The 19,100-nt window shown below is 38.7% G+C and carries 18 protein-coding genes; all 18 read left to right on the top strand.

The features are described 5' to 3' along the window. Positions 1-12 precede the first annotated feature (12 nt). Entirely contained in the window at positions 13-1,176 is a 1,164-nt protein-coding gene (gene sucC, locus J2S74_RS05325) for an ADP-forming succinate--CoA ligase subunit beta (RefSeq protein ID WP_307322760.1), read from the top strand. 59 nt (positions 1,177-1,235) lie between these two features. Then, positions 1,236-2,144: a succinate--CoA ligase subunit alpha gene (sucD, locus tag J2S74_RS05320; RefSeq protein WP_307322758.1), complete on the top strand. Its 909-nt coding sequence runs from the start codon at positions 1,236-1,238 to the stop codon at positions 2,142-2,144. Positions 2,145-2,254: 110 nt separating this feature from the next. Beyond that, positions 2,255-3,142, top strand: coding sequence for a DNA-processing protein DprA (dprA, locus tag J2S74_RS05315; RefSeq protein WP_307322755.1), 888 nt, complete (start codon positions 2,255-2,257; stop codon positions 3,140-3,142). 405 nt (positions 3,143-3,547) lie between these two features. Next, a complete protein-coding gene (topA, locus tag J2S74_RS05310) occupies positions 3,548-5,620 on the top strand; it encodes a type I DNA topoisomerase (protein ID WP_307322752.1) in 2,073 nt (690 codons plus the stop codon). 235 nt (positions 5,621-5,855) lie between these two features. After that, entirely contained in the window at positions 5,856-7,160 is a 1,305-nt protein-coding gene (gene trmFO / locus J2S74_RS05305) for an FADH(2)-oxidizing methylenetetrahydrofolate--tRNA-(uracil(54)-C(5))-methyltransferase TrmFO (RefSeq protein WP_307322749.1), read from the top strand. A 297-nt stretch (positions 7,161-7,457) separates the two neighbouring features. Then, on the top strand, positions 7,458-8,003 hold the full coding sequence (gene hslV, locus J2S74_RS05300) for an ATP-dependent protease subunit HslV (protein ID WP_307322747.1): 546 nt from the start codon (positions 7,458-7,460) through the stop codon (positions 8,001-8,003). A 41-nt stretch (positions 8,004-8,044) separates the two neighbouring features. Then, a complete protein-coding gene (gene hslU / locus J2S74_RS05295; protein WP_307322744.1) occupies positions 8,045-9,448 on the top strand; it encodes an ATP-dependent protease ATPase subunit HslU in 1,404 nt (467 codons plus the stop codon). 18 nt (positions 9,449-9,466) lie between these two features. Next, a complete protein-coding gene (gene codY / locus J2S74_RS05290) occupies positions 9,467-10,246 on the top strand; it encodes a GTP-sensing pleiotropic transcriptional regulator CodY (protein ID WP_307322742.1) in 780 nt (259 codons plus the stop codon). A 463-nt stretch (positions 10,247-10,709) separates the two neighbouring features. Next, complete coding sequence (flgB, locus tag J2S74_RS05285; protein ID WP_307322740.1) at positions 10,710-11,114, top strand: flagellar basal body rod protein FlgB; 405 nt, start codon at positions 10,710-10,712, stop codon at positions 11,112-11,114. Between the two features lie 4 nt (positions 11,115-11,118). Then, on the top strand, positions 11,119-11,571 hold the full coding sequence (gene flgC, locus J2S74_RS05280; RefSeq protein WP_307322737.1) for a flagellar basal body rod protein FlgC: 453 nt from the start codon (positions 11,119-11,121) through the stop codon (positions 11,569-11,571). Positions 11,572-11,601: 30 nt separating this feature from the next. After that, entirely contained in the window at positions 11,602-11,907 is a 306-nt protein-coding gene (fliE, locus tag J2S74_RS05275; protein WP_307322735.1) for a flagellar hook-basal body complex protein FliE, read from the top strand. Positions 11,908-12,152: 245 nt separating this feature from the next. Beyond that, positions 12,153-13,736, top strand: a complete 1,584-nt coding sequence (fliF, locus tag J2S74_RS05270) for a flagellar basal-body MS-ring/collar protein FliF (RefSeq protein ID WP_307322732.1) — start codon at positions 12,153-12,155, stop codon at positions 13,734-13,736. A 15-nt stretch (positions 13,737-13,751) separates the two neighbouring features. Next, the gene (fliG, locus tag J2S74_RS05265) at positions 13,752-14,762 is read left to right on the top strand and encodes a flagellar motor switch protein FliG (RefSeq protein WP_307322728.1); all 1,011 of its coding nucleotides are present in this window, start codon (positions 13,752-13,754) and stop codon (positions 14,760-14,762) included. After that, on the top strand, positions 14,755-15,567 hold the full coding sequence (gene fliH, locus J2S74_RS05260; protein ID WP_307322726.1) for a flagellar assembly protein FliH: 813 nt from the start codon (positions 14,755-14,757) through the stop codon (positions 15,565-15,567). Before fliG ends, fliH begins: the two co-directional genes overlap by 8 nt. Further along, positions 15,542-16,867, top strand: a complete 1,326-nt coding sequence (gene fliI, locus J2S74_RS05255) for a flagellar protein export ATPase FliI (protein WP_307322723.1) — start codon at positions 15,542-15,544, stop codon at positions 16,865-16,867. Before fliH ends, fliI begins: the two co-directional genes overlap by 26 nt. Next, the gene (fliJ, locus tag J2S74_RS05250) at positions 16,864-17,304 is read left to right on the top strand and encodes a flagellar export protein FliJ (RefSeq protein WP_307322721.1); all 441 of its coding nucleotides are present in this window, start codon (positions 16,864-16,866) and stop codon (positions 17,302-17,304) included. The genes fliI and fliJ overlap by 4 nt, the downstream gene beginning before the upstream one ends. A 12-nt stretch (positions 17,305-17,316) precedes the next feature. After that, positions 17,317-17,877, top strand: coding sequence for a MotE family protein (locus J2S74_RS05245; RefSeq protein ID WP_307322719.1), 561 nt, complete (start codon positions 17,317-17,319; stop codon positions 17,875-17,877). A gap of 35 nt (positions 17,878-17,912) precedes the next feature. Then, positions 17,913-19,088, top strand: coding sequence for a flagellar hook-length control protein FliK (locus J2S74_RS05240; protein WP_307322718.1), 1,176 nt, complete (start codon positions 17,913-17,915; stop codon positions 19,086-19,088). Positions 19,089-19,100: the final 12 nt, after the last annotated feature.

Genomic DNA, 19,100 nt, shown 5'->3' with positions numbered 1-19,100 from the left:
AGGAGGATGGCTATGAATATCCATGAGTATCAAGGTAAAGAAATTCTAAGAAGCTACGGTGTTGCTGTTCCTAATGGTAAAGTTGCTTATTCTGTTGACGAAGCAGTAGAAGCAGCGAAATCTTTAGGTACGGCTGTAACCGTTGTCAAGGCTCAAATTCACGCAGGTGGACGAGGGAAAGCTGGCGGGGTTAAAGTAGCGAAGAATTTAGAGGAGGTACGTACATACGCCGACGAAATTCTCGGGAAAACGCTTGTGACACATCAAACAGGTCCAGAAGGTAAAGAAGTAAAAAGGCTTCTAATTGAAGAAGGCTGTGATATTCAAAGTGAATATTACATTGGGCTTGTAGTGGATCGTGCTGCAGACCGCATCGTTATGATGGGATCTGAAGAAGGGGGAACAGAAATCGAAGAGGTTGCTGAAAAGACCCCTGAAAAGATCTTTAAAGAGGTTGTTGATCCAGTTGTAGGCTTAATGCCATATCAGGCACGTCGTTTAGCTTTCAACATTAACATTCCAAAAGATCTTGTTAGAGAAGCTGTTAAATTTATGATGGGTCTATATCAAGTATTTGTTGATAAAGATTGTTCCATCGCAGAAATCAACCCACTAGTAACAACTGGTGATGGAAAGGTAATGGCACTAGATGCGAAGCTTAACTTTGATTCTAATGCCCTTTATCGTCAAAAAGATGTTTTAGAATATCGTGACTTAGATGAGGAAGATCCAAAGGAGATTGAGGCATCCAAGTTTGATCTCAGCTATATTTCACTAGATGGAAATATTGGGTGTATGGTTAATGGTGCCGGTCTTGCTATGGCTACAATGGATATTATTAAGCATTATAATGGAGACCCAGCTAATTTCCTTGATGTAGGAGGCGGAGCTACAAAAGAAAAGGTAACGGAAGCATTTAAAATAATTCTTTCCGATGAAAACGTAAAGGGTATTTACGTTAATATTTTCGGTGGAATTATGAAGTGTGACGTTATTGCTGAAGGTGTTGTAGCAGCAACCAAGGAAGTAGGTCTTGAAATTCCACTTGTCGTTCGTTTAGAGGGAACTAACGTGGATCTTGGTAAGAAAATATTAGAGGAATCCGGTTTAGATATTACAGCTGCTGATTCAATGGCTGACGGAGCAGAGAAAATCGTTTCTCTAGTAAAAGCATAATTTGAAGAGATTACGTGACTTTAAACGTCCACTTAAAGCGTAGGAAAGGCGGGAAAAAAATGAGTATTTTGATCAATAAAGATACAAAGGTCATTGTTCAAGGTATTACTGGGGCCACTGGTCTATTCCATACAAAACAAGCCGTAGAATACGGAACAAACATCGTTGGTGGTGTTACTCCTGGAAAAGGGGGAACAGAAGTTGAAGGAATTCCAGTTTTCGATACTGTTACAGATGCAGTTGCAAAAACTGGTGCTAATGCCTCTGTTATTTATGTTCCACCACCATTTGCAGCAGATGCTATTATGGAAGCTGCAGATGCAGGAATTGAGCTTGTCATTACGATTACAGAAGGTATTCCTGTAACAGATATGATTAAGGTAAAACGTTACTTAGAAGGGAAGCAAACTCGTCTAATTGGACCAAACTGTCCAGGGGTTATTACACCAGAAGAATGCAAAATTGGTATCATGCCTGGGTATATTCATAAAAAAGGTCATGTTGGTGTTGTTTCCCGTTCAGGTACATTAACTTATGAAGCTGTACATCAATTATCAACAGAAGGTATTGGACAATCTACTGCCGTTGGTATTGGTGGAGACCCAGTAAATGGTACAAACTTCATCGATGTATTAAAACTATTTAATGAAGATGAAGATACGTATGCCGTTATAATGATTGGTGAAATCGGCGGAACAGCGGAAGAAGAAGCTGCTGAATGGATTAAAGCAAATATGAAAAAACCTGTTGTAGGCTTTATTGGTGGTCAAACTGCACCTCCAGGAAAGCGTATGGGCCACGCTGGTGCGATTATTTCTGGCGGTAAGGGTACGGCTGCAGAAAAGATCAAAACGCTTCAAAATTGCGGTGTAAAGGTAGCAGAAACTCCTGCAGTAATGGGAGAAACGTTAATTTCCGTTTTAAAAGAACAGGGAATTTACGAAAAATGTGTTACACATAAAAAGTAATATGATTTATAAGCCCTCGAAACGTTGTTTTCGAGGGCATATCCCCAATCCAACTTCTCCGTCCAACTCTCAATTATCCAAAACTCCAAACTAGAAAGGGAGAAACCCTATTGAAAAATCGAATAGATAACCTTTTAAAGCTACATTATTGTTGTAGGGGAGATTATCAACTAGTCAAAAAGTTGTCCACCTTAGATCCTCAATTTTCTTCTATTGACATATTTACCAAAGATCTCCTAACAAACCAGCTTCATATACCTCCTAAGCAATCATCACAGATAATTCATTCATTTCAATCAGTTAAAATAGAAAAACTTAAGGCATATTATGAAGAAAAAAGAATTCAATACTTCACCGTATTTGATAAAGAGTACCCCTCTCTATTGAAAAGTATTTATGATCCACCATGGGTTTTATATTACCAGGGGGACAAAAGTCTATTGAAAGCCTCCAACCGCTTTTTAAGTGTTGTAGGGACTAGACATCCGAGTGACTATGTTTACAATGAATTAAAAGATATACTTTCACCTGTTATTGAATCTGGGCTTGTTATTGTAAGTGGACTCGCTTTAGGAATAGATCGTATGGCCCATGAATTAGCAATAGAGAAGATGGGAAAAACGATAGCGGTTTTAGGTTATGGACATGATTTTGTGTATCCAAAATCAAATGAAACACTATTTCATTATTTAAAGGAAAATCAACTTGTTATAAGTGAATATCCTCCTTTTGTACGCCCGCAAAAATGGTTTTTTCCTCAAAGAAACAGAATCATAAGTGGGCTTTCAGAAGCCACCTTTGTAGTGGAAGCAAAAGAAAAAAGCGGTTCATTAATTACTAGTGATCTTGCAATCCAACAAGGTCGAGATGTTTTTGCTTTGCCTGGAAGGATATCTAATGTAGAATCAAAGGGCACCAATCAACTCATTCAAGAAGGGGCAAAAATGGTTTTATCTCCAAATGATATATTAGAGGAATATTTATCCTTAATCCGTTAAAACACTAATATTAAAAGTAAAAATAATGCTGTTGGTTCTAAAAATTCAAAAAATATTTATCCTTTGTAAATACTGGTATTACTACTAGTCCGACTCATTTTTTTACTATTTTTTCACAGTTCATGTTTGACAAATTACAAAAGAGTGTTTAATAATAGGGAAGATTTTAATTTACTTAGAGGTAAAACAGTTAAAGTTTTTGTTTTTTTAAGTTGTCTAGCTTCAGCGCCCTATCGACGGTGAGCAACTTCCCTCACCTCGTCTACGATAAGTCTAAGTCCGGTTATCACGTCGGAAGTCAGGATGACGACATTGCGCCGTTCCCCACAGGACGTGGGTAGCAGTAAGGCGTAATTGGGGGCGCTTACGCTTTTCTTATTACCTCTGAAGGGGAGGAACTTGGGTATGTCCGATTACTTAGTGATCGTGGAGTCGCCCGCTAAAGCGAAAACGATTGGAAAATACTTAGGGAAGAAATATGCTGTTAAAGCATCCATGGGACATGTTATTGACTTGCCAAAAAGTCAAATGGGAGTGGATGTGGAGCAGGGTTATACCCCAAAATATATAACGATACGTGGTAAGGGTCCGATTTTAAAGGATTTAAAAGCTGCTGCTAAAAAAGCAAAAAGGGTTTATCTGGCAGCTGACCCCGATCGTGAAGGGGAAGCTATTGCATGGCACCTAGCTCACAGTTTAAATATTGATGAGAAATCAGAGTGCAGGGTTGTTTTTAATGAAATAACAAAACAAGCCATTAAAGATTCTTTTAAAAAGCCCCGCACCATCGATATGAACTTAGTTGATGCGCAGCAGGCCCGTCGCGTTTTAGATCGTCTCGTAGGGTACAATATTAGTCCACTCTTATGGAAGAAAGTGAAAAAAGGCTTAAGTGCAGGTCGTGTTCAATCGGTTGCAGTTAAGATGATTATTGACCGTGAAAAGGAAATCAAAGAGTTTGAACCAGTAGAATACTGGTCCATTGCAGCCAGCTTCAAAAAAGATGGTGAAGAATTTGAAGCTAAATTTTTTGCTGTAGATGGGGAAAAGAGGGAGCTTTCTTCGGAAAGTGATGTAAACGAAGTATTAAATAAGCTTTCTGGTGACAGCTTTAAGATTGACCAAGTAAAAAAACGTGAGCGAAAGAGGAATCCAGTTGCACCATTTACTACATCATCATTGCAGCAAGAAGCAGCAAGAAAGCTGAACTTCCGTGCGAAAAAAACGATGATGTTAGCTCAGCAATTATATGAAGGGATTGACCTAGGAAAAGAAGGAACAGTCGGTTTGATTACGTATATGCGTACAGACTCTACAAGGCTGTCGGAAACGGCAAAAAAGGAAGCGGAAGAATATATTGAGACTAATTATGGAAAGGAATACGTTAACAAAACGGTAGCCAAATCTAAGCAAAATAATAATGCACAGGATGCCCATGAGGCTATTCGTCCTACTTCTGTTATATTAGATCCCAAATCTGTTAAATCCTATTTAAGTAGAGACCAACTCCGTTTATACAAGCTTATTTGGGAGCGTATGGTAGCTAGTCAAATGGCGCCGGCAATTTTAGATACTATGTCTGTTGATCTTGTTAACAATGGTGTAACCTTCAGAGCAACAGGTTCTAAATTAAAATTTCAAGGGTTTATGAAGGTATATATTGAAGGGAATGACGATGGTAAGAAGGAAGAGGACCGCTTATTACCGGAACTAAACGAGGGGGAAACTGCGAAAGCAGAAAATATTGACCCAAATCAACACTTTACACAGCCACCGCCTCGTTATACGGAAGCGCGGTTGGTAAAAACGATGGAAGAACTGGGGATAGGTCGTCCATCTACTTATGCACCTACACTAGATACCATTCAACGTCGAGGTTATGTTGCCTTAGAAGATAAACGTTTTGTACCAACAGAGCTTGGAGAGATTGTCCTTGAACTCATTGAAGAATTTTTCCCTGAAATTTTAAATGTGGATTTCACTGCTAAAATGGAAGGGGATCTAGACGCAATTGAGGATGGGGAAGAGCAATGGGTAAAAGTTATTGATCAATTTTATCAAGACTTTGAAAAACGCCTGAAAAAGGCTGAAGAGGAAATGAAAGAAGTTGAAATTCGTGACGAGCCAGCAGGTGAAGATTGTGAAAAGTGCGGTCACGAAATGGTATATAAAATGGGAAGATACGGTAAGTTTATGGCTTGCTCTAACTTTCCAGAATGCCGTAATACAAAGGCAATCATAAAAGAGATTGGTGTTAGCTGTCCTGACTGTAAGGATGGAAGCATTGTTGAAAGAAAGAGTAAGAAGCGTCGAATCTTTTTTGGTTGTAATCGTTTCCCAGAATGTGAATTCCTTTCTTGGGATAAACCAATTGCAAGAACCTGTCCTAAATGTAATGAAATGCTAGTGGAGAAGAAAACGAAAAAAGGCGTACATGTACAATGCTCAAAATGTGATTATAAGGAAGAAAGCAATTAAAAAAGTTGAAATTTCTATTTTAATATTGTATAGTTGCCAACGGATAGTTCACTTCAATGAACATTAGTTTGGCTGTTTTCGCAAACTTTGTTACATTTGTTTAAAAAGCTTGGAGAAACGAAAGGCGGCGACTCCAGCGACGAGTAATCGCAGGAGCAGATGCAGATCTATGCGAAAAGAGCCTTGTAGTTACTAGCTGTTATTAAACAGCTGTTTAGATTAAGGAGGAATTCCGTTGATTCAACATGTTAATGTCATCGGTGCAGGTTTAGCCGGCAGTGAAGCTGCGTGGCAGCTTGCAAAAAGAGGCATACCTGTAAAACTTTACGAAATGCGCCCGAAAAAACAAACCCCAGCGCATCATACTGATAAATTCGCCGAGCTCGTTTGCAGCAACTCCTTACGAGCAAATTCACTGACAAATGCTGTTGGTGTTTTGAAAGAGGAAATGAGGATCCTTGATTCTGTCATTATTCGATCTGCTGATGATTGCTCCGTCCCAGCTGGAGGAGCCCTTGCAGTAGACCGTCATGAATTCGCCGCCCTTGTGACAGAAAGGGTAAAAAATCATGAATTAGTTACGGTTATCGGGGATGAAGTAACAGAGATTCCGGAGGGGCCAACAGTAATTTGTACCGGTCCCTTAACCTCTGAAAGCTTATCCAATCAATTAAAGAATTTAACAGGTGAAGAGTATTTATACTTTTATGATGCAGCTGCCCCAATTATTGAAGCTGACTCTATTGATATGGATAAAGTGTATTTAAAATCCCGTTACGATAAAGGGGAAGCAGCCTATTTAAATTGTCCAATGACGGAAGAGGAATTTGACCGCTTTTATAATGCACTGATAGAAGCCGAGACAGTTCCATTAAAAGAGTTTGAGAAGGAAATGTTCTTCGAGGGCTGTATGCCCATTGAAGTCATGGCCAAGCGTGGAAGAAAGACAATGTTATTTGGTCCAATGAAACCCGTTGGGTTAGAAGATCCAAAAACGGGGAAACGCCCATTTGCCGTTGTTCAGCTTCGTCAGGATAACAGTTCTGGTACCCTATATAATATTGTTGGATTTCAAACACATTTAAAATGGGGACCGCAGAAAGAGGTTCTACAGCTCATTCCAGGATTAGAAAAGGCTGAAATTGTTCGTTATGGGGTAATGCACAGAAATACGTTCATAAATTCTCCCAACCTCCTATCTCCAACATATCAATACAAGGATAGGAATGACTTATTCTTTGCTGGTCAAATGACAGGAGTGGAAGGCTATGTAGAATCCGCCGCAGCTGGCTTAGTTGCAGGTATTAATGCATCCAGGTTAGTAAAAGGGGACGAGCCATTAGTTTTTCCAACTGAAACGGTTATTGGATCTATGGCACAATACATTACAAATGCAAATCCTAAGAATTTTCAACCGATGAATGCTAATTTTGGTTTGTTGCCTCCATTTGAACAGCGAATCAAGAATAAGCAAGAACGAAACGAGAAACATGCTGACCGAGCATTGACAACAATTCAGAATTTTGTGAAAAAAATGTAAACATTATTGAAAGAGCTACTAAATTGTGTTACTATTTAGTAGCTCTAAATTTTTGCTAACGTATAGGTATAAATGCTTAAAGAATGGATAAAAAAGATTATACGGTATATTATTGCATGTGAACTTCTTTACATAAGTTCAAACGCCAATGGAAGAAAAAAAGACGATAATAACAACAGGATTAACTTTCATATAATATAGCAGTAACAATTCAAAGTATTCTCCATTAACATAAGATAAATTCTTATGCCTATACAAAATACAATTCGACACTATTCGGGTGGTGACAGGCACTTTATGGAACAAATTCGAGGAACAACGATTTTTGCTGTAAAGCATAAAGGAAAGAGTGCTATTGCAGGGGATGGCCAAGTAACCTTTGGGAATGCAGTTGTGATGAAACATACTGCGAGGAAAGTACGTAAACTCTATCGTGGGAAAGTGGTAGCGGGCTTTGCTGGATCTGTAGCTGACGCATTTACACTTTTTGAAAAGTTTGAACAGAAACTGGAGGAGTTTAGTGGAAATCTTCAGCGAGCAGCAGTGGAATTAGCGAAGGATTGGAGAAGTGATCGAGTTCTCCGTAAGCTGGAAGCCATGCTAATCGTTATGGATAAAACGAATCTATATCTAATTGCTGGTACAGGTGAAGTGATCGAACCAGACGATGGGATTTTAGCTATTGGATCTGGTGGGCACTATGCATTAGCCGCAGGAAGAGCATTGAAAGAGCATGCTCAGCATCTTTCAGCAAAAGAAATGGCCCATGCAGCTTTAAAGACAGCTGCAGATATTTGTGTGTATACAAACAGTGAAATTGTTGTGGAAGAGCTTGATGATTAAATGAATAACTACTGGACCAATCGTATGAAGGAGGAATGTACGTGAGTGAAACATTGACTCCCCGTCAAATTGTAGAAAGACTTAACCAATATATTGTTGGTCAAGATAAAGCGAAAAAATCAGTTGCTGTCGCTTTACGTAACCGCTACCGAAGAAATCAATTAGAGGAATCCCTGCGTGAGGAAATAACCCCAAAGAATATTTTAATGATAGGTCCCACGGGCGTTGGTAAAACGGAAATTGCAAGAAGGTTAGCAAAGCTTGTAGGTGCTCCCTTTGTAAAAGTGGAAGCAACCAAATTTACGGAAGTGGGCTATGTTGGTAGAGATGTGGAATCCATGGTTCGTGACTTAGTCGAGACTTCTATTCGCCTAGTGAAGGAAGAAAAAATGACAAAGGTGAAGGTTCAGGCGGAAGACAACGCTAACCATCGTTTAGTTCAATTATTAGTACCGTCAAAAAAGAAAGAACAGAACTACCGAAATCCTTTCGAGATGCTGTTCCAAGGAAATGACGATGCTGACGATCAGGGGCAAGAAACTACAGTGGAAGAAGACTCTATTAGGGACCGGAGAAGACGTACTGCACAAAGGTTAGCAGCGGGAGAATTAGAGGATCAACTAGTCACTATTGAAGTAGATGAGCAGCAAGCCTCCAATTTTCTTGACATGTTCCAGGGATCTGGTATGGAACAAATGGGGATGAATATGCAAGAAATGCTTGGTGGTATGATGCCAAAGCGAAAGAAAAAGAGAAAAGTTACGGTGAAGGAAGCGAGGAAGCTTTTAACCGTTGACGAAGCTCAGAAGCTCATTGATATGGATGAAGTAACCCAAGATGCTGTTTTAAGAGCGGAACAGCTGGGTATTATCTTTATTGATGAAATTGATAAGGTAGCAGGGAAAAATCAACAGCAGTCAGCTGATGTATCAAGGGAAGGTGTACAAAGGGATATTTTACCTATAGTAGAAGGTTCAACGGTCATGACGAAGTATGGGCCAGTAAAAACGGATCATGTATTATTCGTTGCTGCAGGGGCCTTTCATTTTTCTAAACCTTCGGATTTAATACCAGAGCTTCAAGGTCGTTTTCCTATCAGAGTCGAATTATCCAGTTTAACTGTAGATGATTTTGTGCGGATATTAGTGGACCCTGATAATGCATTAGTTAAACAATATCAAGCACTTTTAGAAACTGAAGGAATAAAATTAAAATTTTCTGACGATGCTATTCATAAAATTGCCTTGATCGCAGCTGAAGTAAATGAAGAAACAGAAAACATTGGAGCTAGAAGACTTCACACCATTTTAGAAAAGCTATTAGAGGATTTATCCTTCGAAGCATCAGAAATTAATCTTGAGGAAATTGTTATTACCCCAGATTATGTTGATGAAAAATTACAGGACGTAGTAAAAAATCGCGATTTAAGTCAATACATTTTATAACCCTTAGGAGGAGAAATAATGGATCTACTATCAAGAACTAGAAAAATCAATGAACTATTACAAAAAAGTGCTGGGCAATCAGTTAATTTTAGAGATATGGCTGTTACACTACGGGATATTATTGGGGCCAATATCTTTATTGTAAGCCGTAGAGGTAAGCTATTAGGCTATTCCATTAAACAAGAGATTGAGAACCCTAGAATGAAGCAAATGTTAGAAGAGCGTCAATTTCCAGAGGAGTATACTGCTGGATTATTTAAAATTGAAGAAACTTCTTCAAACCTTGATATTAACAGTGAATTTACAGCATTTCCTGTTGAAAATAAAGATTTATTTGCCAATGGCCTAACAACAGTTGTCCCTATTTCTGGGGGAGGTCAACGTTTAGGAACGCTGATCCTTGCTAGATTAGAGCAATCCTTTGATGACGACGATCTTCTCCTTGCTGAATACGGTGCAACAGTTGTTGGAATGGAGATCCTTCACGAAAAAACAGAAGAAATTGAACAGGAAGCACGAAGTAAAGCCGTTGTACAAATGGCCATTAGCTCATTATCCTACAGCGAATTAGAAGCTGTTGAGCACATCTTTGAAGAATTGGAAGGAAACGAAGGCCTTCTTGTAGCTAGTAAAATTGCCGATCGTGTTGGGATTACTCGATCAGTTATCGTAAACGCTTTACGAAAATTAGAAAGTGCTGGTGTAATTGAGTCCCGCTCTTTAGGAATGAAGGGAACGTACATTAAAGTATTAAATAATAAATTCTTGAATGAATTAGATAAATTAAAAAATGGTTAAGAAAAACTCCGCATTATGCGGAGTTTTTTTTCTTTGAATATAGAGCCAAAAGTAACCCTAATTTACCATTTTGTAGTGAGAAAGACCCATTCGATTTATTGTATATGGGAAAAGTGTAGGATAGATTTATATGTTTTTAATAATTCGCGTAAAAACGACAATAAATGACTTTGTTCGATTATAATTATTGTGGCGTTTACTTAGGAGCAGTTAAATACTACTTAAACAAATAATATTCGATCGATTATTAACCTTTATGGGTGTACAATATGACTTTATTCTCACATTCATGTTAGGTCTTTTATATTAAACTAAGGACAACCCCATACTTCTTAAGGGTTTTGTTGTATTATAGAATAAAATGACGCTATTGGTTGACTTACATCAAACCTTGTAGAATTTTATCGGATTCTATATTTTTTTGTGAAGTAGCAAAGTAGTGAAAATAAATAGGGGTGTTTTTATGGACCTGTTAAATAATTCTACTAATACATTAATTCAATCAGCTTTATCAGCATCCACCATGAGACAAAATACAATATCTGAAAATATTGCTAATGTTGATACACCAAATTATAAAGCCAAAAAAACAATCTTCAACCATGAATTACATAAGGCTATAAATAATAGCTTATCAGCGAAACGTACAGATAATAGACATGTTGAATTTGGAGGTCAAGGACTAAACGGGATGCCCGCACAAATCATCAAACGGAGTAATACGCAAATGAACCATAATGGAAACAACGTAGATATAGATTTAGAAATGGCAGAGTTAGCTAAGAATCAAATTTATTATAATGCATTGATTGATCGATTAAACGGAAGATATAACAGTATCAGAACTGTTTTGGGACAGGGGAGGTAATTAGATGACTATATTTAACGGTATGAATATTTCGGCTTCAGCTTTAACTGCACAACGTTTGAGAATGGATGTAGTCTCGTCCAATATGGCGAACGCTGATACTACAAGAGCAAGATTAGTAGATGGCGAATGGGAGCCTTATAGAAGGAAAATGGTCGTAATGGAGCCCAACTCCAATTCGTTCACCTCTCATTTGCAAAGGGCGATGGGGAATAATGGTGCAAATAATCCAGGAGTAAAAATTTCAAGAATTATGGAAGATCAAACTCCTTTTGATCTTGTATATCGGCCTGACCACCCCGATGCAAATGATGAAGGGTATGTACGATTACCAAATGTGGACCCATTAAAGGAAATGATTGATCTAATGAGTGCCACAAGGTCCTACGAAGCAAATATTACAACGTTTGATGCACATAAAAATATGCTATTAAAGGCATTAGAAATAGGCAGGTAATTTTTTTTGTGAAAAATGGAGGGGAACGAAATGAACGTATCAGGACTACAGCATCTTCATTCCATAATGAAGCCAGCTCAGACAAATTCTTTACAAACGAAGCCGCACGAAGGGCAGGATGCCTTTAAGGACATGTTAAATAAAGCAATTAAAGATGTTAATAAAGCTCAAGTAGAATCAGCCTCCATGACAGAGCGATTTGTTCGAGGTGAAAATGTAGAGCTTCACGATGTGATGATAGCATCACAAAAGGCAAGTATTTCTTTACAAACTACAGTAGAGGTTCGTAACAAGGTAATAGAAGCCTACCAGGAAATAATGAGAATGCAAGTGTAATTTTATTTATGAACGAAGTTTTATTTTTAAAGTATAAGTAAGCATAAAATGATGGAATTTGAAAGGTGTCTAGCTCCATCGGCTCGAGGTCAAATTTTTTGCCCGAATAAAAAGTAAAAAACACTTTTTATCGGTGCCGATAGGCGGGCGCCTTGCGTTTTTCTTTATTATCGGATTGTTTTTGCAATTGTTTAATAACTTACTAAATTTTTTTCATCGGATAAAGGATCAATTGGGGAGGAAACATGAACGAAAAGCTGATTCACTATAAAAATAGAACAATAGAATTATGGCAGGGGAGAACGAAGAGGCAGCAAAACTTTCTAATCGTATTAGTCGTATTAATCCTGTTACTACTCCTTACGTTCATGTTCTTTGGTTCGCGGACGACTTACGTGCCCCTTTATTCCAACTTGACTGTTCAGGAAACAGGAGAGATCAAAAATACATTAGACGCGAGGGGGATTTCCTCAGAGATTAGCAATAATGGAACTGCTATTTCCGTTCCAGAAACAATGGTGGATGAGCTGAGAGTTTCCCTTGCCGCTGAAGGTATACCTCAAACGGGAAGAATTGATTACTCTACGTTTCGTGACAATATGGGATTTGGGACCACTGAAAATGAATTCAATCTGTTAGAGCGTGCTGCCTTGCAGACTTCTATAGAGGACTTAATTCGAAACGTAGATGGTGTTCAAAACGCCCAAGTTATGATTACCGTTCCGGAACCGAGCGTTTGGTTAACAGATATACAAGAACAGGCTACCGCATCCATTTTATTAAATTTGCAACCAGGCTATCGCTTAGACCAAAACCAAATAAGAGCATTATATCATTTGGTTTCCAAAAGTATTCCGAATCTCCCTGTGGAGAATATCGTTATTATGGATCAAAATTCCCAATTTCTAGAGTTGTATGATGATACTTCTACAGTTAATACAGCCTTAACATTATATGAACAACAACGAAGCATTCAAAGGGAAATTGAGAGGGATATTCAAAGGCAAGTTCAGCAAATGCTAGGCACTATAATGGGTCCAGATAAGGTTGTTGTTTCTGTTTCTACAGACATCGATTTTACTCAGGAGAATAGACAAGAACAATTAGTGACACCAGTAAACGAAGAGGACATGTCTGGTATAGCCGTTAGTGTTGAAAGGATCACGGAAACGTACACAGGGGACGATATCCCTGAAGGAGGGGTTCCAGGGACAGGGGAAACTGATATTCCAGGATATCCAGGAGTAATAGGCGGTGGCTCTGGAGACTATGAGCGTATGGAAGAACGGATAAATAATGATGTCAACCGAATTCAGCGGGAAATAGTAGAAAGCCCTTATAAAATTAGGGACATTGGTATCCAAGTTATGGTTGAGCCTCCTGACCCGGAGGATCCAGCATCTCTGCCAATAGAACGGTTAAATGATATTCAACAAATATTAGGTCAAATTGTCCGTACATCTATTGATAGAGAATATACTGCTGACTGGGAGCAAGAGGATATTAATGACAGGATCTTTGTTTCACAGCAACAGTTCTTTGGAAAAACACAATGGGAGGAGCCTCCATTAACGACACCCCTTACTAATTATTATGTTATAGGGGGACTTGTCCTTCTAATAATAATTCTATTAATTCTCCTCTTCCGTAAAAAATCAAAAACAGAAGAGATTGAGGAAGAAGAAATTGTTGTACGAAATGATGATATCCCTATAATGGAAGACCAAGATACAGAAGAAAATAATCGTCGTCGCCAGTTAGAAAAGCTTGCAAAAGAAAAACCAGAAGAGTTTTCCAAGCTTATTAGAACATGGTTATCTGAGGACTAACAGGGGGGAAGGCAGTTGGCGAAAAAAAAGAATCTGACCGGAAGAGAAAAGGCTGCTGTATTGCTTATCTCTTTAGGTCCTGACGTATCAGCAAGGGTATATAAACACCTTACTGAAGAAGAAATTGAAAAATTAACTCTTGAGATCGCAGGAGTTAGAAAAGTAGATACAGAGACAAAGGAAGAAGTTATCCAACAGTTTCATCAGCTTGCATTGGCTCAAGATTATATTACTCAGGGAGGGATAGGCTATGCAAAGGATGTTCTAGAAAAGGCGTTGGGTGAATCGGAGGCAATGGAAATCATTAACCGGTTAACCTCCAATCTCCAAGTTAGACCATTTGATTTTGCTAGAAAGGCAGACCCTAACCAGATACTAAACTTCATTCAAAATGAGCACCCGCAAACAATTGCTCTTATCCTCTCTTATTTAGAGAGTGAGCAGGCAGGCCAAATTCTTTCCGCTTTACCTCAGGAAGTACAAGCGAATGTGGCCAAACGAATTGCCTTAATGGACAGTACCTCGCCTGAAATAGTTAATGAGGTGGAAAACATTCTAGAGAGGAAACTGTCAGCCACAGTAACTCAGGACTACACGCAAGCTGGAGGAATCGAGTCTGTTGTTGAAGTTCTAAACAGTGTCGACAGAAGTACAGAAAGAACGATACTTGATGCGTTGGAAATTCAAGATCCGGAATTAGCGGAAGAAATCAAGAAGCGTATGTTTGTGTTTGAAGATATCGTGACTCTTGATAACCGATCTATTCAGCGCGTCATTAGAGACGTGGAAAATGAAGACTTGCAACTTGCATTAAAAGTATCCAGTGAAGAGGTGAAGGATATTGTCTTCAATAATATGTCTCAACGAATGGCAGAAACCTTCAAGGAAGAAATGGAGTTTATGGGACCTGTACGACTTCGAGATGTGGAAGAAGCACAAACGAGAATTGTTGCAGTTATTCGCCGCTTAGAAGAGTCTGGAGAAATCATCATTGCCCGCGGTGGAGGAGATGATATTATTGTCTAGATTAATTAGAGGGACTTACGAAACAAGTTTAAAAAAAGCCCCAAAGACAATTAACCTCCGTACCGTTGGTCAAAAGGAAAAAGGTTATGGATCCAGAGAAAGCACTCAAGAAAAGGTTAACGTAGAAGAAAGCGTTCACTATATTGAACAACGACTTGCGGAAGCGGAACTTGAAGCAAGTAAAATTATTGAAAAAGCTCGAAATCAAGCAGAAAAAATGCAGGAAGAATTACTTCAGCAGGAAGATGAGTTAAAAAAGGAATATGAGGCCCGTTTCCTTCAAGGAGAAATGGAAGGAAGAAAACAGGGATATGAAGCAGGATCGAATGAAGCAAAGCTTGCTTATGAAAACGAAATTAAGAAAGCAACGGAAATTGTAGAAAAAGCAAGAGAGGATTATTATAAGCATTTGGAATCATCCGAGCCAGTAATGATTGACCTGGCGATAGAGGTAGCTAAAAAAATAATTGGAACCACATTAAATGAAAAACATGAAGCTTGGTTACATCTGGTGAAGGATGCTGTAGCAGAAGTTAGGGGTCAAGAAGAGATTAAAATTTATATTCACCCTGATAACTATGAACTCACTTTACAACATCAAGAAGAATTAAGAAACATTGCTCTGCATACAAGGGAATTATTTATCTATCCCAATATAGAATTAAAGGAAACGGACTGTATTGTTGAAACACCTTTCGGTCAAGTGGAGGCAAGTGTAGACAGCCAATTAAGAGAGGTGAAATTAGCTCTCTTTAATATGCTTAGGGAAGGGAAATATCATGATGGTGAAGGAATTAATTCGTGAAGTAAAGACGTTAAATACCTTTAAACATTACGGCAAGGTAACCCAAGTGGTTGGTCTCATGATCGAATCAAAGGGTCCTCAAGTTTCTGTGGGAGAAATATGCTTCATTCATGTTGGCCCTTCTTCCTCCCGTAAAATTATGGTAGAGGTTGTAGGCTTCCGCGATGAAAAAGTACTCCTTATGCCATTTGATAGAATTCAAGAAATCTCACCGGGCTCTTTAGTGGAAGCAACTCATAAACCTTTAGAAGTAAAGCTTGGTACAAGTCTTATTGGACAAGTGTTGGATGGAATTGGAAGGCCCTTAGGAGGGCAAAAGCAGATAGTAACTGGCTTATCCTCTTTTCCAACAGAGAATGATCCACCAAATCCATTGGAGAGACCAAGAATAGAAGAGCCTTTAAGTCTAGGTGTAAAAGCAATTGATGGATTGTTTACGGTGGGAAAGGGTCAAAGGGTGGGGATATTCGCTGGAAGTGGTGTAGGAAAAAGTACATTAATGGCAATGATTGCGAAAAATTCTGATGCCCATATTAATGTTATTGCATTAATAGGTGAACGTGGACGAGAGGTAAGGGACTTTATTGAAAGGGACCTAGGTCCAGAAGGGCTAAAGAATACCATCGTAATTGCAGCAACCTCCGATCAACCGGCCCTTATGCGAATAAAAGGAGCTATGACCGCAACTGCTGTGGCAGAGTTTTTCCGAAACCAAGGTTTAAATGTAACCCTTATGATGGATTCCGTTACACGTGTAGCCATGGCCCAGCGGGAAATAGGACTGGCCATAGGGGAGCCTCCAACCACAAAAGGATATACACCTTCTGTCTTTTCTATTTTACCTAGATTACTAGAAAGAAGTGGGACGAATGAACATGGTTCAATAACTGCTTTTTATACAGTATTAGTTGATGGAGATGATATGTCAGAGCCAATTGCTGATACGGTACGGGGGATACTGGACGGCCACCTTGTATTGGATCGAAAGCTCGCAAATAGAGGGCAATTTCCTGCTATCAATATTTTAAAAAGTATCAGCAGGGTAATGAACGAGATTGTTTCCTCTTCACACAAAAGGGCTGCGGACCGGGTAAGAAGCTTGATGGCGCTCTATGAGGACTCGGAAGATCTAATAAGCATTGGAGCCTATAAAAGGGGGACAAATAGAGAGTTAGATACGGCTGTCCAGCAGTATCCCGAAATCATTGCTTTTATTAAGCAGCAACTCGATGAAAGAATTCCTTTAGAAAATACGATTTATGAGTTGAATGCTAAGTTTGGAGAAGGGGAGTCGTCATGAGTTTCCAATTTACACTGCAAAAAGTACTAGAAGTAAAGGAGAATGAACGATCTGAAGCCCAGGCTGCCTACAAAAGTTCTCTTAAGAAGTTTGAAGAAATAGCCACAAAGCTATATCACATTTTAAAAAAAAAGGAAGATTTACTGGCAACTTATGAAGATAGTTTAAATAAAGGGGTATCTATTAATCATATCCAGCAAACACAAGGAACCTTACAGTATCTTCAGCAGGAAATCGACCATCTTCAAAGGGAAACGCAAAATGCCCGAGCGTATATGAATGAAAAGCAAAGAATGCTTACAGTTACCAATATTGAATTGAAAAAATATGAAAAAATGAAAGAACATAAACTAGAAAAATATAAAATTCAGCAAAAAGTTGCTGAAAATAAATTTTTAGATGAGATCTCCGTACAACGATATAGGAAGCTGACATAGGGGAAGGGTAGCATGAGTAAAGAAAAATCGGAAAACAAGTGGCAATGGTTTCTTATGGTAATCTTGATACCGGCAGTTTTTGCCGTAATTCTTGCCGTAGTCCTACTATATTATATGGGATTTAATGTAGGGGAACGTATTGAGCAATCGGCATCCTTCCTCCCTTTTGTGGAGAGTCAAGAAGACGAGGAAAATGAAAATGAAATCCTTAGGGAACAACTCATTCAATTAGAGGACGAACTAACTTCCTACCAATCGATAATAAGCGAGCTAGAGTATGAGAATAATCAAAAGGATCAACAACTTGCTGCTTTGGAAGAACAGCTTAGTATCGCCAATGAAAATGTAAGGGAAGCAGATGAGCAACCAGAAGAGGTTCGAACAGATTTGAGTGATATCGTACGGACATTAGAAGGGATGTCAGCATCAAGAGCAGCAAATATATTCTCTGAAATGGAACAGGAAGAGGCGGTTATATATTTACGTTTGATGAAGGTAGATAACCGTTCGCAAATTTTAAGTCGAATGGATCCAGCCCTCGCTGCCCAATTAGTGAGTTTACTATCCAATTAATTACTTTTAAGTATTTGAAGGGAGGTGAAAATGAGATGAATAGTACCGCACTTAGTTCTTTATTTGCTTTACCAACTAAAACACCTTCGGACTCACTACATAACAGAGGTTCTGAAGAAAGAGGGAGTGGGAGCTTCTTTGACTTACTTCTTATGGAACAGAAGTCTGGATTACTTAATGATGAAGTGAATGATTTCCACATGGATCACTTTGAGAAATCGGATGACACGATGATTCGTTTAGACAGCTTCCTATCCTTTCTCCAAGAAATGGGAGAAACGTTAGATATAGAAATGATCGAGGAGAAGTTTTCTCTAGAAATATTTCCAATTCTGTCTGATGAAATGGTAGAAGAAGTGATTACATTATTTGAGCAAGGTCATAGGCTAATAGATTTAGCACCGAGTCAAAATGTAAGCCACCTACTAGCAGTAATGATGGCAGCAAGCTACTACGAAAAACAACAGCCATTAACTGGAGCTTCATTGGATAGGGAAATAATGCCACCATCTAGGGAAATCCTTGACTTATTAAGGTCCAGTTTTCAAGATAAACCCGTTCTGGAATCGAGCTCATCAACTGCAAAGGACCTTCTTCAAAAGTTATTTTTGTTGAAAAAAGAGGCTCAAACAGCATCTACTGTTAACCGTTCAAGTGAAATAAGTGATAAACGATTACCAACCGTTTTCCATGTAGATATGAGCAATAGTCATATGGCGAAACTTCAGCAGTTAAGTATTCACGGTGGAGAGAAGGAAGTGGACAAACCTTCGGAACAGCAATTATTACGACAGATTCAACAAATCTTAGCTAGAAGTCAACTACAGCAGTTGGGTAATGGAGTCCAGCAATTAACGGTAAAACTTCATCCTCAATCTTTAGGAAGGTTAGATATAACAATTCAACAAGTTAATGGTGTAATGGTTGCGAAGATGATGACAACTACTTCCATTGCAAAGGATTTAATTGAAGGACAACTTTCCCAGTTAAGACAAGCTTTTGCAGGTCAGCAAATCCATGTAGATCGGATTGAAGTTACTCAGCAACAGCAGGGTAATCTCCCTTTCCACAAACAATCTGAGGATGGCAGCAGTAACCAACAAGAGGAATCTCAATCAAAAGATAACTCTCCTTTGGATGAAGAGGAAGATGGAGGAGAAGAAGAAAGCTTTTCTGACTTCTTACAGGCAACAATAAATACACAGGTGTAGAGGTGGAGGATC

The sequence above is a fragment of the Evansella vedderi genome (assembly GCF_030813435.1).
GTDB lineage: Bacteria > Bacillota > Bacilli > Bacillales > Salisediminibacteriaceae > Evansella > Evansella vedderi.
Note: the sequence above shows the minus strand (reverse complement) of the source record. Positions and strands in the feature narration are given on the sequence as shown.

Excerpts from the sequence above, each read along its gene's own strand:
- J2S74_RS05245 (WP_307322719.1), top strand. The coding sequence starts at position 17,317 with ATGAGTAAAGAAAAATCGGAAAACAAGTGGCAATGGTTTCTTATGGTA.
- fliI (WP_307322723.1), top strand. The coding sequence starts at position 15,542 with ATGATGGTGAAGGAATTAATTCGTGAAGTAAAGACGTTAAATACCTTT.
- flgC (WP_307322737.1), top strand. The coding sequence starts at position 11,119 with ATGACTATATTTAACGGTATGAATATTTCGGCTTCAGCTTTAACTGCA.
- J2S74_RS05240 (WP_307322718.1), top strand. The coding sequence starts at position 17,913 with ATGAATAGTACCGCACTTAGTTCTTTATTTGCTTTACCAACTAAAACA.
- flgB (WP_307322740.1), top strand. The coding sequence starts at position 10,710 with ATGGACCTGTTAAATAATTCTACTAATACATTAATTCAATCAGCTTTA.
- fliF (WP_307322732.1), top strand. The coding sequence starts at position 12,153 with ATGAACGAAAAGCTGATTCACTATAAAAATAGAACAATAGAATTATGG.
- fliJ (WP_307322721.1), top strand. The coding sequence starts at position 16,864 with ATGAGTTTCCAATTTACACTGCAAAAAGTACTAGAAGTAAAGGAGAAT.
- topA (WP_307322752.1), top strand. The coding sequence starts at position 3,548 with ATGTCCGATTACTTAGTGATCGTGGAGTCGCCCGCTAAAGCGAAAACG.
- codY (WP_307322742.1), top strand. The coding sequence starts at position 9,467 with ATGGATCTACTATCAAGAACTAGAAAAATCAATGAACTATTACAAAAA.
- sucC (WP_307322760.1), top strand. The coding sequence starts at position 13 with ATGAATATCCATGAGTATCAAGGTAAAGAAATTCTAAGAAGCTACGGT.
- fliE (WP_307322735.1), top strand. The coding sequence starts at position 11,602 with ATGAACGTATCAGGACTACAGCATCTTCATTCCATAATGAAGCCAGCT.
- hslV (WP_307322747.1), top strand. The coding sequence starts at position 7,458 with ATGGAACAAATTCGAGGAACAACGATTTTTGCTGTAAAGCATAAAGGA.
- sucD (WP_307322758.1), top strand. The coding sequence starts at position 1,236 with ATGAGTATTTTGATCAATAAAGATACAAAGGTCATTGTTCAAGGTATT.